The sequence below is a fragment of the Streptomyces sp. NPDC001941 genome, assembly GCF_040296945.1.
Classification (GTDB): Bacteria; Actinomycetota; Actinomycetes; order Streptomycetales; family Streptomycetaceae; genus Streptomyces.
This window is the reverse complement of sequence record NZ_JBEOYE010000014.1, coordinates 12722-26691: the sequence shown is the minus strand read 5'-3', so window position 1 is coordinate 26691 and position 13970 is coordinate 12722. Positions and strand designations below refer to the sequence as shown.

Sequence of the window (13970 nt, the reverse complement as noted above, 5' to 3'; positions counted from 1 at the left end):
CCCTCACGCCACCATCAGGGCCTTCAGCAGTCCTTCTCGCGCAGTCCGTGCAGGTGCGCGCTGGACTTGCGGGCGAAGGCGAACGACTCCACCGGGTTGTCGTGCTCGGCCTGCCAGTGGTGGTCGCGGCGGCCCCGGTGGGTGCGGTTCACCGCCGAGATGAACCGCTGGTAGTCGATGTCGCCGTCCCCCACGTCCGTCATCCGGTACCCGTCCGTCGCCGACGCGTCGTGCTCGCCGTCCTTCACGTGGAACAGCGGGTACCGGTGCGGCTGCTTCAGCACGTACGCCAGCGGGTCGAACCGCGCCGGACTGCCGTCCGCCCGCTTGCCGAACCGGAACTGCGCCACGTACGCCCAGTAGATGTCCATCTCCAGGTAGACCAGCGACGGGTCCGTCTCGGCCAGCAGCACGTCGTACAGCCGGGTGCGCGGCCGGTCGGTGGCGAAGGAAAACTCCTCCGCGTGGTTGTGCTGGTAGAACCTCATCCCGCGGGCCCGCGCGGCGGCCCCGAAGCGGTTGAAGTCCTCCGCGCAGCGCTTCCAGCCGTCGACCGTGGCGCCGTAGCGCCAGGGGCCCGACGCGGTGCCGATGTGCTTCAGGCCGAGCGCCTGGGCGTCGTCGAGGACCTTCTCCAGGTTCTGCGCGAAGGTGTACGCGCCGGGGTTGGCGTCGTCGTAGTAGCCGACGTGGCTGCCGATCGGGGTCAGGCCGTGGTCCCGGGCCAGCGCCTTCAGCTGCGCCAGCGTGATCGGGCCCGCGGAGCCCTGGCCGTACCCGGCGAACTCGATCTCGTCGTAGCCGTACCTGGCGAGCTCGGCGAAGACCGGCGCGAAGCCGAGCGTGGCGACCTTGTCGCGCAGCGAGTAGAGCTGGATGCCCAGCCGCCCGGGCGGCAGCACGGGCCGGCCGTGGCCGTGGCCGCCGCCGCGGGACTCGGTGCGGGCGCCGTCGGCCGCGGGGGCTGCCGGGGTCGCGGCGGTGGCCGGGGCGGCGGCGCCCAGGAGCGCGGCGGCGGTCGTCCCGGCGGCGACGCCGAGCATGCCGCGCCTGCTGAGCCGATGGCCCAGCTCGGCGTCGGCCGCCTTGGTGGAGGGGGTGAGCGGGCCCGGGGTCCGGGGGCTCCTCGGGCTCGCGGGGTGCTCGGGGCTGCGGCTCATTGTGGATAACTCCTCGGTGTCAGTGGAGTGTGGTTCAGTTGAGACCAGCGAGTTGAAGCAGCAGGGACTTCACATCGGTGGCCGCGACGCGGCCACCCACGGCGCGGGGGGTGGAGCACAGAATGAGCGGACCTTCGTCATCGCTCTCGGGGAGGCGGCCATGGCTGCCGCGAATAGGTGAGGGATCCAGGGGCACGACCGCGAGCCGGTAGCGCATGCCCAGCTTCTTGCGGGCGATCGCCTTCGCCGCCTTGAGCTTCACATAGGGGTCGAGCGGGTCCATGAACAGCTCGACGGGGTCGTACCCCGGCTTGCGGTGGATCTCGACGAGCTGCGCGAAGTCAGGCGCCCTGGCGTCGTCCAGCCAGTAGTAGTACGTGAACCAGGCGTCCGGCTCCGCGACGGCGACCAGCTCGCCCGAGCGCGGGTGGTCCAGGCCGTGCTCCTTCTTGCCCTGGTCGTCCAGGAGTTGGCCGACACCCGGCAGTGCTTCCAGTTCCGCGCGGACCGCGTCCAGGTCCTCGGGGCGCTTGACGTACACATGGGCGATCTGGTGGTCGGCGACGGCGAACGCCCGTGAGGCCATGGGGTCCAGGTACTCCATGCCGTCCTGGGTGTGCACCTCCAGGAGGCCGGCGCGGCGCAGCGCCCGGTTGATGTCCACGGGCCGGCTCACCCGGGTGATGCCGTACTCGGACAGGGCCACCACGGTGCGGCCCTCGGCCAGCGCGTCGTCCAGGAGCGGGGCCATGACCGCGTCGAGGTCGGCGGCGGCCCGGTGCGCGCGGGGGTCGTCGGGACCGTAGCGCTGCAGGTCGTAGTCGAGGTGGGGGAGGTAGCACAGGGCCAGGTCGGGGTGGCGGGTGCGCAGGATGTGGCGGGTGGCGTCGACGATCCACCGGCTGGAGACGATGTCGGCGCCCGGGCCCCAGAAGTGGAAGAGGGGAAACGTGCCCAGTTCCCCGGTGAGTTCGTCGTGCAGCGACGGAGGCCGGGTATAGCAGTCGGGCTCCTTGCGGCCGTCGGCGTAGTAGACGGGGCGGGGCGTGACGGTGAAGTCGGTGTCGGCGCCCATGGCGTACCACCAGCAGATGTTGGCGACGGTGTAGCCGGGGTGGGCGCGGCGGGCCGCGTCCCACAGCTTGTCGCCCTCGACGAGCCCGTTGTGCTGGCGCCACAGCAGGACGTCGCCGAGGTCGCGGAAGTACCAGCCGTTGGCGACGATGCCGTGTTCGGAAGGGAGGGTGCCGGTGAGGAAGGTGGACTGGGCGGCGCAGGTCACGGCGGGCAGCACGGTGCCCAGCGGCGCCTGCGAGCCGCTCTCGGCGAGCCGCCGCAGCCGGGGCATGTGGGCGAGCAGCCGGGGGGTGAGCCCGACGACGTCCAGGACCAGCAGCGGGGCGGGGCCCTGCGCGGAGGGGGTGGTGGTCACGGCAGTTCCTTGAGGCCGAGGTCGGTCAGCAGGTCGCGGGCGAGGGTGAGTTCGGCGGCGATCCCGTCGGCGAGCTGGCCCCTGGTGCGGGGGCGCAGTGCGGGCGGGAGGGCCTGCCAGGTGTACGTCTCGACCTCCAGGTGCCGGGTGAGCGGCTCCGGGCCGCCGACCAGCCGGGCCAGGACGTCCTCCAGGACCGGGAGCGTCGAGGTCAGCGGGGGTGCGGGCGGCGCGTGCAGCGGGACGTGGAAGTGGGAGCGCCAGGGCGTGCTGTCGGGCAGGGCGTCGCCGGCCAGGGCCTCGGCGAGGTCGTCGGTACCGCGCAGCCCGGCGGTGGTGCGGGTGCGGGTCTGGTGCAGGAAGCGGGGTTCGGCGAACGCGGCGAGGGCGTCGCGCACTTCGGGGAGGTGGGGCAGTTCGGCGTGCAGGGCGGCGGAGAGCTGGGCCTTGGGGATGGCGATCCCCGCGGCGACGAGGGCGCCCACGGCGGTGCCGGGGTCTTCGAAGGAGGTGGCGAGGTGGCAGGTGTCGACGCAGACGCCGATGCGGTGGCTGGCGATGTCGGTGAGCGGGGCGATGGCGTCGGCGGTCGTCTCCACGGTGCAGCCCGGCTCGGGCTCCAGGGCGATGCGCAGGGACTTGCCGGTGAGCTCCTGCAGGGCGTCCAGTTGGCCGGCCAGCGTGCGCAGGGCAGTGCGGGCGGTCGCGGCGCCCTCGGCGTCGAACGCGGTCCGCCAGGCCAGCGGCAGTGTCGAGACGGAGCCCTCGGTGACGTCGTCCGGCAGCAGCGCGGCGAGCAGGCGCGCCAGGTCGCCGGTGTGCGAGAGGCGCTCGGGGCGGGTCCAGTCCGGCTGGTAGACCCGGTACTTGACCTCCTGCGCGCCGAAACCCTCGTACGGGAAGCCGTTGAGGGTCACCACCTCCAGGCCGCGCCGCTCCAGTTCGCCGCGCAGGCCGCGCAGCGCCGCCGGGTCGCTGCCGAGCACGCGGGCCGCGTCCCGGGCCAGCCACAGGCCGACACCGAGCCGGTCGCGGCCCAGGCGCTTGCGCACCGGTTCGCAGTGGTCGCGCAGCTGGGCCAGGACTCCGTCCAGGGTCTCGGCGGGGTGGACGTTGGTGCAGTAGGAGAGGTGGACGGTGGAGCCGTCGGGATGGCGGAAGCGCATCGGCTCACTCCCCGCCGCGCAGGATCGAGTTGCCCTCGTGCAGCGCGCCCGGTGCGGGGACGTCGAGCCGGAGCCGGCCGCTCAGGCCGTAGAAGGCGACCGGGTTGCGCCACAGGACCTGGTCGACGTCGTCCTCGTCGAAGCCGTCGGCGAGCATCGCGTCGGCGACCTTGCGGGTCTTCAGCGGATCGCTCTTGCCCCAGTCGGCGGCCGAGTTCACCAGGACCCGGTCGGTGCCGTGGGAGCGCAGCACGGCGACCATGCGCTCCTCGTCCATCTTGGTGTCGGGGTAGACGGAGAAGCCGAGCCACGCCCCGGAGTCGGCGGCCTCCTTGACCGTCGTCTCGTTGAGGTGGTCGATCAGCACCCGCTCCACCGGCAGGTGCGACTCGCGCACCACGTCGAGGGTGCGGCGCAGGCCGGTCAGCTTGTCGCGGTGCGGGGTGTGGACGAGGGCGGGCAGCCCGTGGTCGGCGGCCAGTTGCAGCTGGGCGGCCAGGGCGGTGTCCTCGGCCGGGGTCATGGAGTCGTAGCCGATCTCGCCGACGGCGACGACGGAGTCCTTGACCAGGTAGCGGGGCAGGACGTCGAGGACGGGGGTGCAGCGGGGGTCGTTGGCCTCCTTGGGGTTGAGGGCGAGGGTGCAGTGGTGGGCGATGCCGTACTGGGCCGCGCGGAACGGCTCCCAGCCGAGCAGGGCGTCGAAGTAGTCGAGGAAGGAGGAGGGAGAGGTACGGGGCTGGCCGAGCCAGAACGACGGCTCGACGACCGCGCGGACGCCCGCCGCGTACATGGCCTCGTAGTCGTCCGTGGTCCGGGAGGTCATGTGGATGTGGGGGTCGAAGATGCGCATCAGGACTCCTCCGGAGCGGGGGCGGGGGCCGTGAGGGCGAGGACGCGGTGCAGGTCGGCGGGGACGGTGCGGCCGGCGGCGGTGCGCTCCCGGGCGTAGTCGCCCAGCATCCGGGCGAGTTCGCCGTCGCCCCGGGCCCGCTGGGCCGTCCCGGCGACCGCGTCCACCGGGACCCCGGTGAACAGGCACTTCAGGACGGCGTGCCGCCAGGCGTGCGAAGGGAGGTGGACGGCGGCGTAGGGGCCGACGGCGGCCGCGACGAGCCGGGTGTCGTTGGTGCGCAGCGCGTCCTCCACCAGCGGCAGCGCCTCGGGTCCGGCCACCAGGTCGGGCAGCGCCAGCAGCACGGCGCGGCGCTCGTCGGCGGTGCCCTGCTGGTAGAGGCGGGTGAGCGTGGCCGGGTCGGCGCACGCCTCGCGCAGCAGCAGGGAGCGCGCGGAGTCCGCGTACCGCGCCCCGCAGTGCCGCCCGGCGGCGGCGAAGCGGAGCTCCCAGGAGGGAGCGGGGAGGAGGCGGGGGTCGGGGAGGGCGGGGGTGGGGGTGGGGGGTGGGGGGGTGGGGGCCCCCGGAGGAGGTGCGTCGGCAGCGGCGGCAGCAGCGGCGGCCAGGGCTCCCCCGGTCCGGCCGGAAGCGTGCGCCGCTTCGGCGAGGGCTTCGTGGAGCCAGGCGCGGGCGGCGCCGGGGAGGGCGGCTTCGAGTGCGGTGCGGGTCAGGGTGGTCATGCGGGGGCCTTCTCCGTGCCGGGGGCGTCGAGGTGGGAGCGCAGGAACTCCAGGGAGTGCCGGGCGAGTTCGGGGCCCGCGTGGGAGTGGCGGGGCAGTTCGACGACGGTGAGGCCCTGGTAGCCGACGTCGGCGAGGGCGGCGAGGACGGGTGGGAAGTCGATCTCGCCGTCGCCGAACGGGAGGTGTTCGTGGACGCCGCGCCGCATGTCCTCGATCTGGACGTGGCGCAGCCAGGGCGCGGCGGCGCGTACGCAGTCGGCGGGTGGCAGCGGTTCGAGGCACTGGCAGTGGCCGATGTCGAGGGTGAGGCCGAGGTGCCGGGGGTCGGGGTCGCCCAGGAGGAGGCGCAGCCGGTGGAAGTCGTCGAGGGTGGCGAGCAGGTGGCCCGGTTCGGGTTCGACGGCGAGCGGGACACCGGCTTCGGCGGCGACTTCCAGGACGGGGGCGAGGGTCGCGGCGAGGCGGTCGAAGGCGGTGGTGGGGTCGTCGCCGGGTGGGGTGTGGCCGCTGAAGCAGTGGACGGCGTGGGCGCCGAGTTCGGCGGCGACGCGTACGGCGCGGATCAGCAGGGCGACGCGTACGGCTCTGGCTTCGGGGTCCGGGTCGAGGAGGGAGGGGCCGTGTTTGCGCCGTGGGTCGAGGACGTAGCGGGCGCCGGTCTCGATGGTGGCGGTGAGGCCCAGCTCGGCCAGTCGTGCGCCGGTCTTGCGGGTGCGGGCGAACAGGTCCGGGGCCAGTGGGTCGAGGTGCATGTGGTCGAGGGTGAGTCCGACTCCGTCGTATCCGAGGTCGGCGAGCAGGGTGAGGGCGTCGTCGAGGCGGAGGTCGGTGAGCCCGTTGGTGCCGTAGCCCAGGCGCAGCCGGGTGGCGGGCAGCGCGGGGGCGGGTGCGGGGGCGGGTGCGGGGTGGGGGGTGGTCATGTCGCGCTCACCTTTCGGGCCAGGGTGCGGGCGAGGGGGGCGAGGGCGAGTACGGCGAGCCCGGTGGCGGGGGATCCGGCCCGGGCGGCGAGGGCGGCCTGGAGCGGGATCATCGCGCGGATGCCGCCGCCGACGGCGCGTTGGGTGAGCGGCGGTGAGGGGTTGAGGGCGGCGTGCAGGAGGGGGCGGGCGGAGGTGCGGGCGTAGAGGGCGGTCAGGGCGAGGGTGGTGAGGGCGGTGGCCGGGGTGCCGGGGGCGGGCCCGCTGGTGGCGATGGCCGCGGGGGTGGGACTGCGGGTTTCGCGGGGGCCTGGCGTGGTGAGGGCGTGGAGATGGTCCCGTACCGCAATGGGGTCGCGCAGGTGGTCCCGTACCCCGGTGAGGGCGCGGAGGTGTCCTCGTACCGTCAGGGTCGTGAGCAGGCCGGTGGTGGCTAGTGCGGTGAGGGGGGCGGTGGTCGAGCCACCTTGGGTCTCGTGGCGGGACACCGCGGTGACGGCGTACGTGTGTGCGCCGAGCACACAGGACGGCAGGAGCGCGTGGTGGGCGCGGGTCCGGTCGGTGGCGGTGGCACCGAGGAGGAGGTCCAGGGCGCGGGCGGTCGCCATGGCGGCGGGGCCTGCCGGGGTGTGTTTGAGCCATGTGTCGTACGACCACACGGTGACGGCGAGTGTGGTGGCGACGGCCAGGGGGGCGCGGCCGGCGCGGGCCGCGCAGGCCAGGCCCCCGGCGGTGAGGCCGGCGGCGGCGGTGAGGGCGGCGGTGGGGCTGATGCGGCCGGAGGGCAGGGGTCGGTGGGGGCGTTCGGCGGCGTCCTCGTCGCGGTCGGCCCAGTCGTTGAGGGCCATGCCCGCTTCGTACAGGCAGAGGGAGGTGGCGAGGGCGAGGGCGGTGGCGCGGTGGGGGCGCCTGCCGACGGCGGCGGCTCCGGCGAGGGCGTCGCCGGGGACGCTGAAGAGGGCGGAGACGCGCAGGAGTTCGGCCCAGGCGCGGGCTCGTTGCCGGGGGCTCTGTGGGGCTCGTGGCCGTGTGTTCGGTGGTGGTGTGGCCGCTCCTCCATGGCGGGCGGGGGTCATCGGCCGGTCCCGGGGTGGTCGGTGCCGGGGCGATCGGTCCCGCCGTGGCCCGTCTCAGAACGGCCGGTTGCGAGGCGGTCGGCGAAGTGCAGGAGGGTGCGGTACTGGTCGGCGAGGGAGGCGGGGCCCGCGCCGTCGGGGTCCTTGAAGTAGAAGGCGAGTTCGGGCAGCGGGCCGCTGAGGCCGGTCTCGTGGGCGCGGGCGGTGAGGCGGGCCAGGTCGAGGACGAGGGGGGCGGCGAGGGCGGAGTCGCAGCCCTGCCAGATGGTCTGCAGGACCATGCGGGAGCCGAGGAAGCCGTCGAAGGCGATGTGGTCCCAGGCGGTCTTGAAGTCGCCGAGGGCGGGGACGTCGTCGATGTGGACCTCGCCCTGGGGGGCGGTGCCGAGGGTGTCGGCGAGCACGCGTTCCTTGCCGGCGTTCTTGGCGGCGGCCGCGGCGGGGTCGGCGAGCGCCGCGCCGTCGCCGCCGCCCAGGAGGTTGCTGCCGGACCAGGCGCGTACGGCGAGGGCGCGCTGGACGAACATGGGGGCGAGTACGGAGCGGAGCAGCGTCTGGCCGGTCTTGCCGTCGCGTCCGGCGTGCGGAAGTCCGCGGGTGGCGGCGGCGTCGGTGAGGGCGGGGGTGCGCAGCCCGGTGGAGGGGGTGAAGTTGACGTACGGGCATCCGGCGTGGATGGCGGCGGCCGCGTAGAGGGAGCTTGCGGCGAGGCGGGTGGCGTCGGGGCCGGGGGCGGGTTCGGTGGAGGCGACGTTGACGACGACGACCCGTTCGAGGGCGTGGCGGCGGCGGAAGTCGGTGAGGTCGGCGGCGAAGTCGGTGATGAGCTCTTCGTCGGTGCGGCTGTCGCCGGGCTGGGGGCCGCCGGGGCGTATCTCCTCGTCGGCGCGGGTGAGTTCGGCGTGCAGGGCGGTGGCGGTGCCGTGGGGCAGGACGCCGCCGGCGGTGAGCTCCTCGGCGCGCTTGGGCAGCGGGCAGGTGGCGGTGTCGTGGCCGCCGAAGACGAGTGCGGTCAGGAGTGGCAGTCCGGCGTGGCTGAAGTGGTCGGTCTCGGTGACCATGCCGGTGGGTGGGTGGAGGCCTGCGGTGACGGCGGCGCAGCCGGTGATGGCCGTGGTGGCGACGGAGCCGCGTGCTCCGATGAACCAGACTCCCGTGCGTCGTGCGGCGGTCACGGCTGCCTCCTTGGGTCCGGGGCACCACCCGGGGCGGTGCGTCGTTCCGTATGACGTGTGCCGTATGACGGGTGAAATGTGACGTGTGGAGCGTGCGGTGCCGCCGGTGACGTGTGCCGTGTGACGTGTGACGCATGCCGTGTGACGTGTCGCACCGCGCTGACGTGTGGAGACGGCGGGCGGGGGGTACGGCGCCTCCCCGCCCGCCGCCGTTCTCGGGGAATGCTGCTACGTGCCGCTCGGCAATTCCTTGAGCTGTACGTTGCGGAAGGCGGCCTGGTCGTCGGCTCCGTGGTTCTGGAGGCCGATGTGGCCGTCCTTCAGGCTGCGGGCGGGGTCGGTGTTGGTGTAGTCGTTGATCTTGACGCCGTTGAGGAAGACCTGGAGCCGTTCGCCCTGGACCTTGATCTCGTAGCTGTTCCACTGGCCGGGCGGGCGCAGGACGCGGTCGCGGGCCTTGAGGTCGGCGGACTTGAAGCCGTAGACGGCGCCGGTGGTGCGGTCGGGGGCGTCGGTGGCGTCGATCTGCACCTCGTAGCCGTTGTTGACGGCGGACCAGGGGTCGTCGGAGGCGGGGAAGCCGACGAAGACGCCGGAGTTGTCGTCGCCGTCGAGCTTCCAGTCGAGCGTGAGGCTGTAGGAGCCGAGCTGCTTGGCCTGGTACCAGAGCAGGCCCATGCCGCCTTCGCTGCGCAGTTCGCCGTCGACGACGTTGAACTTCCCGGGCCCCGCCTGCTTCCAGCCTTCCAGGGTCTTGCCGTTGAACAGGGGCCGGTAGCCGGTGGTGGGGCGGCAGTCGGCCTTGGCCTGGCCGGTGGCGTAGCGGAGGCCGCCGAGCAGGTGGGCGCGGAAGGCGGGGTCGGCGTAGGACTCCTTGGTGTGGCCGCCGCCGGTGTAGAAGGAGCGGCCGCCCTGGTAGGTCTGGCACCAGGCGATGGGGTGGTCGCCCTTCATGGTGCCGCCCTGGTAGGTGGTTTCGTCGAGGGTGGCCAGGACGCGTACGGAACTGCGCGGGTTGGCGCGGTAGTTGTACCACTCGTCGGTACGGTTCCACTCGTCACCGAGGTGGGCGGTGGCGGGGTGGGTGTGGTCCTCGACGCGGACGGTGGCGTCCTGGATCTGCGGGTGGGAGGCGAAGTAGGCGCCGACGAGGCCGCCGTAGAAGGACCAGTCGTATTCGGTGTCGGCGGCGGCGTGGACGCCCATGTAGGCGCCGCCGGTGCGGATGTAGTTCTCGAACGCCTGCTGTTGTCCGGCGTCGAGGACGTCCCCGGTGGTGGAGAGGAAGACGACGGCGTCGTAGCGGGCGAGGTTGCTGGTGGTGAACTGCTTGGGTTCTTCAGTGGAGTCGACGGTGATGTTGCTTCCGGCGCCGAGTTCCTTGAGGGCGGCGGTGGCTTCGGGGATGGAGTCGTGGCGGAAGCCGCCGGTCTTGGAGAAGACGAGGACGCGCTTGGCGGTGCGGTCGACGGGGGTGCTGGAGAGTTCGAAGTCGTCGAGGTCGTAGAGGGCGCCGGCGCCGCCCTTGAAGACGAGGAAGAGTTCGGTGGTCTTCTTCGGCACGTTCCTCAGGGGTACGTCGACGTCCTGGAAGGTCTCCCAGCCGCCGGTGACGGGTACGGGAGCGGAGCCGAGGAGGGTGCCGGTGGCCGATCCGGCGCGTACTTCGAGGAAGCCGCCGGCGCCGCCGGAGGAGATGCGGGCGGTGAGCTTGGTGGAGCCGGTGAGCAGGTAGGGCTTGAAGGAGATCCAGTCGCCGTTGTCGATGTCGCCGACGGTCTTGCCGCCGTGGGCGGGGGCCTTGTCGTAGGTGCGGATGCCGGACTGGGCGTTGAAGTGCTCGGCCTGGCGGTGGCGGGGCTGGAGCTGGGACTGGTCGTGGCTGGTGAGGGGGGCCTGGCCGCCGCCTCCGCCGTCGGTGTACTCGGCGTTGATGACGCCGAAGATGTTGGCGTTGGGGTCGTGGCCGCCGTCGGAGCTGGTCTTGATGGTGCCGGTGCAGCCGGTGGCGGAGGTGATGGGGTGGCCGTGGCTGTCGTGGCCGAGGACGTAGGTGACCTTGACCTTGGCGCAGTCGACGGTGCCGTCCTCGGGGTCGGTGACGGTCACCTTGAAGGGGATCTCGTCGCCGAAGCTGAACAGCTGCCCCTCAGCAGGCAGTTGGAGGTCGACCTTGGGCGCGGTGTTGCCGACGGTGAGGTGCACGGAGGCGGAGCCGGTGCGCCCTGAGGGGTCGTGGGCGGTGACGGTGGCCGTGTAGGTGCCGTTGGTCTTGTACGTGTGGGTGGGGTTGGCGGCGGTGGCGGTGGCGCCGTCGCCGAAGTCCCAGGTGTAGGTGAGGGCGTCGCCGTCGGAGTCGGTGGTGCCGGCCGAGGAGAAGGTGACCTTCAGCGGGGCCTTGCCGGACGTCTTGTCGGCGGTGGCGGCGGCTACGGGTGAGTGGCCTCCGGTGGCGTTCTCGATGCGGTACAGGCCGGAGTTCTCGTCGCCGCCGAACCAGGCGGTTCCGTAGTCGAGCACGTAGAGGGCGCCGTCGGGCCCGAAGGCCATGTCCATCACCTGGGTGCCGGTCCAGGGAACGGGGTTGATGCTCGCGACGGTGCCGTCCTCGCCCTGTTCGACGCGCTTGATCCAGCGGCGGCCGAACTCGCCGGCGAAGAAGTCGCCGTCGTACGCCTCGGGGAACTTCACCGGGGACGGGTTGTCGGCGTCGTAGCGGTAGACGGGGCCGCCCATCGGGGACTCGGAGCCGTCGCCGAACTCGGGCAGGGAGCCGCCGTCGTAGGGGATCCAGGCGGGCTGGGCCGGGGGCAGGTCGGTGAGTCCGGTGTTGTACGGCGAGTCGTTCTTCGGGGCGGCGCAGTCGAAGGGGGCGCCGGAGGTCTTGGTGGCGAAGTCGTAGTCGACGTAGGCGTTGTTGGCGCCGGTGCAGAACGGCCAGCCGAAGTTGCCGGGGGCGGTGACGCGGGCGAACTCGACCTGTCCGGCGGGGCCGCGCTGGGGGTCGGCGGCGCCCGCGTCGGGCCCGTAGTCGCCGACGTACAGGGTGCCGGTCTTCTTGTCGACGCTGAAGCGGAAGGGGTTGCGGAAGCCCATGGCGTAGATCTCGGGCCGGGTCTTCGCGGTGCCGGGGGCGAAGAGGTTGCCGTCGGGGACGGTGTAGCTGCCGTCGGCGGCGACCTTGACGCGCAGGATCTTGCCGCGCAGGTCGTTGGTGTTGCCGGAGGTGCGGCGGGCGTCGTAGGCGGGGTTGCGGCCGGGGCGCTCGTCGATGGGGGTGAAGCCGTCGGAGGCGAAGGGGTTGGAGTCGTCGCCGGTGGACAGGTAGAGGTTGCCCTGGGCGTCGAAGTCGATGTCTCCGCCAACGTGGCAGCAGATGCCGCGGGTGGCGGGGATGTCGAGGACCTTCTTCTCGCTGGCGTTGTCGAGGGTGCCGTCGTCCTTGAGGACGAAGCGGGAGAGCCGGTTGACCCCGTCGAAACGGGCGAAGTCCTCGGCGGTGCCGTCGTTGGGCGCGTCGCCCGCGGGGGTGTTCAGCGGGGGCGCGTAGTAGAGGTAGATGGCCTTGTTCCGGGCGTAGTCGGGGTCGACGCCGACGCCCTGGAGGCCCTCCTCGTCGTGGGAGTAGACGGGGACGGTGCCGATGACCACGGTGTTGCCGGTGGCGTCGGTGCGGCGCAGTTCGCCGTTGCGTGAGGTGTGCAGGACGCTGCGGTCCGGGAGGACGGCGAGCGACATGGGTTCGCCGACCTCTTCGGCTCCCTTGGCGAGGGTGACCTGCTGGAAGTCCTCGGCCGCCGCCCTGCTGTCGGGGTCGGCGGCGCGGGCGCCGGGGGCGGCGCCGAGCGCGAAGGAGGTGAGGGCGAGCAGTCCGCCGGCGAGCAGGGCGAGTGCCTTGCGGGAGCGGGGGGTGCGCGGGGTGCGGGGGCGGGCCGGGGGGTGGTGGCCGGTGGCGATGGGGTGCGGTTGGTTCCTGCGCCTTCTGGTGTGCACGAATGTCCTCCGGGGGGCCGGTCGTACGTGTCGTACGGGCGGGTTGCGCCGGGTGGTCCGGGGACCGGCGTGCGCCGTCATGCCGGTCTGGGGGGTCTATGTCCTGTACACATCACGGGACGGTAGCGGGCTTCGTCCAGGGCCGAAACCCCTTGCGCGCCAGGCGAGTTGAACTTTCTCCCGGGTCAGGACAAAGCGGTGCCGGGGCAGGCGGAGGCGACCCGGCGCGAGACGTGCCACCGGGCCTGTTCCGGGCACTCCGGGGCGCGTCTCCGGGCGCGTCGCCCTCCGCGTCCGGGCTCTGCGACTACCGACCCCAGGCTGCTACTCACCGCCTCCGAACGCGGCGTCGAAGGAGGCGGCGGGCGGGTCGAAGTCGTACCGCTTCAGGGTGGTGAGGGCCTCCGGCGCGCCCGCGAGGCGGTCCATCCCCGCGTCCTCCCACTCCACCGAGACCGGCCCGTCGTAGCCGATCGAGTTGAGCATCCGGAAGACGTCCTCCCACGGCACGTCGCCGTGGCCCGCCGACACGAAGTCCCAGCCGCGCCGCGGGTCGCCCCACGGCAGGTGCGAGCCGAGCCGTCCGTTGCGCCCGTCGAGGCGGCGCCGGGCCTCCTTGCAGTCCACGTGGTAGATCCGGTCGCGGAAGTCGTAGAGGAAGCCGACCGGGTCGAGGTCCTGCCACACGAAGTGGCTCGGGTCGAAGTTCAGGCCGAACGCGGGCCGGTGGTCCACGGCTTCCAGCGCGCGGTGCGTGGTCCAGTAGTCGTACGCGATCTCGCTCGGGTGCACCTCGTGGGCGAAGCGCACGCCCTCGGCGTCGAAGACGTCGAGCACCGGGTTCCAGCGCTCGGCGAAGTCCTCGTAGCCGCGCTCGATCATGTGCGGCGGGACCGGCGGGAACATCGCGACCAGGTGCCAGATCGAGGAGCCGGTGAAGCCGATGACGGTGCGTACGCCGAAGGCCGCGGCCGCCCGGGCCGTGTCGGCCATCTCGCGCGCCGCCCGCTGCCGCACGCCCTCGGGTTCGCCGTCGCCCCAGATGCGGGCCGGCAGGATGCCCTGGTGGCGCTCGTCGATGGGGTGGTCGCAGACGGCCTGGCCGACCAGGTGGTTGGAGATGGCCCAGCACCTCAGGCCGTACTTGTCGAGCAGGGCGTGGCGGGAGTCGAGGTATCCCGGGTCGGCCAGGGCCTTGTCGACCTCGAAGTGGTCTCCCCAGCAGGCGAGTTCGAGGCCGTCGTAACCGAAGTCGCGGGCGTACCGGCAGACTTCCTCCAGCGGGAGGTCGGCCCACTGGCCGGTGAAGAGGGTGAAGGGGCGGGGCACGGGGTGGCCTCCTCGGGGGTACGGCGTACGGGATGCGGGTGCGGGTGGCGGGACGCGGGTGCGGGTGGTGGAGTGCGCCGGTCGTGCACACGGGGGTTGCGTACGGGTGGTGGGGTACGGCTCCGGTGGCGCGTACGGCAG

10 protein-coding genes are annotated in these 13970 nt (G+C 73.0%); all 10 read right to left on the bottom strand.

Annotated features, from left to right (window positions below):
- Positions 1–23 precede the first annotated feature (23 nt).
- Entirely contained in the window at positions 24–1043 is a 1020-nt protein-coding gene (locus tag ABT160_RS13045) for a sugar phosphate isomerase/epimerase family protein (protein ID WP_351647045.1), read from the bottom strand.
- Between the two features lie 151 nt (positions 1044–1194).
- A complete protein-coding gene (locus ABT160_RS13040) occupies positions 1195–2592 on the bottom strand; it encodes an alkaline phosphatase family protein (protein WP_351646926.1) in 1398 nt (465 codons plus the stop codon).
- The gene (gene eboE / locus ABT160_RS13035; protein WP_351646925.1) at positions 2589–3758 is read right to left on the bottom strand and encodes a metabolite traffic protein EboE; all 1170 of its coding nucleotides are present in this window, start codon (positions 3756–3758) and stop codon (positions 2589–2591) included. Before eboE ends, ABT160_RS13040 begins: the two co-directional genes overlap by 4 nt.
- A gap of 4 nt (positions 3759–3762) precedes the next feature.
- On the bottom strand, positions 3763–4611 hold the full coding sequence (locus ABT160_RS13030) for a TatD family hydrolase (RefSeq protein ID WP_351646924.1): 849 nt from the start codon (positions 4609–4611) through the stop codon (positions 3763–3765).
- Entirely contained in the window at positions 4611–5333 is a 723-nt protein-coding gene (locus tag ABT160_RS13025) for an EboA domain-containing protein (RefSeq protein ID WP_351646922.1), read from the bottom strand. Before ABT160_RS13025 ends, ABT160_RS13030 begins: the two co-directional genes overlap by 1 nt.
- Complete coding sequence (locus tag ABT160_RS13020) at positions 5330–6256, bottom strand: sugar phosphate isomerase/epimerase family protein (RefSeq protein ID WP_351646920.1); 927 nt, start codon at positions 6254–6256, stop codon at positions 5330–5332. The genes ABT160_RS13025 and ABT160_RS13020 overlap by 4 nt, the downstream gene beginning before the upstream one ends.
- Positions 6253–7332 carry an SCO3242 family prenyltransferase gene (locus ABT160_RS13015; protein ID WP_351646918.1) on the bottom strand — a complete coding sequence of 360 codons (1080 nt, stop codon included), beginning with the start codon at positions 7330–7332 and terminating at the stop codon, positions 6253–6255. Before ABT160_RS13015 ends, ABT160_RS13020 begins: the two co-directional genes overlap by 4 nt.
- Positions 7329–8507 carry an inositol-3-phosphate synthase gene (locus ABT160_RS13010; RefSeq protein WP_351646917.1) on the bottom strand — a complete coding sequence of 393 codons (1179 nt, stop codon included), beginning with the start codon at positions 8505–8507 and terminating at the stop codon, positions 7329–7331. Before ABT160_RS13010 ends, ABT160_RS13015 begins: the two co-directional genes overlap by 4 nt.
- 228 nt (positions 8508–8735) lie before the next feature.
- Positions 8736–12581: a ThuA domain-containing protein gene (locus ABT160_RS13005; protein WP_351646915.1), complete on the bottom strand. Its 3846-nt coding sequence runs from the start codon at positions 12579–12581 to the stop codon at positions 8736–8738.
- Between the two features lie 243 nt (positions 12582–12824).
- A complete protein-coding gene (locus ABT160_RS13000; RefSeq protein WP_351646913.1) occupies positions 12825–13829 on the bottom strand; it encodes a sugar phosphate isomerase/epimerase family protein in 1005 nt (334 codons plus the stop codon).
- Positions 13830–13970: the final 141 nt, after the last annotated feature.

Excerpts from the sequence above, each read along its gene's own strand:
- ABT160_RS13045 (WP_351647045.1), bottom strand. The coding sequence starts at position 1,043 with ATGCTCGGCGTCGCCGCCGGGACGACCGCCGCCGCGCTCCTGGGCGCC.
- eboE (WP_351646925.1), bottom strand. The coding sequence starts at position 3,758 with ATGCGCTTCCGCCATCCCGACGGCTCCACCGTCCACCTCTCCTACTGC.
- ABT160_RS13030 (WP_351646924.1), bottom strand. The coding sequence starts at position 4,611 with ATGCGCATCTTCGACCCCCACATCCACATGACCTCCCGGACCACGGAC.
- ABT160_RS13025 (WP_351646922.1), bottom strand. The coding sequence starts at position 5,333 with ATGACCACCCTGACCCGCACCGCACTCGAAGCCGCCCTCCCCGGCGCC.
- ABT160_RS13020 (WP_351646920.1), bottom strand. The coding sequence starts at position 6,256 with ATGACCACCCCCCACCCCGCACCCGCCCCCGCACCCGCCCCCGCGCTG.
- ABT160_RS13015 (WP_351646918.1), bottom strand. The coding sequence starts at position 7,332 with ATGACCCCCGCCCGCCATGGAGGAGCGGCCACACCACCACCGAACACA.
- ABT160_RS13005 (WP_351646915.1), bottom strand. The coding sequence starts at position 12,581 with ATGACGGCGCACGCCGGTCCCCGGACCACCCGGCGCAACCCGCCCGTA.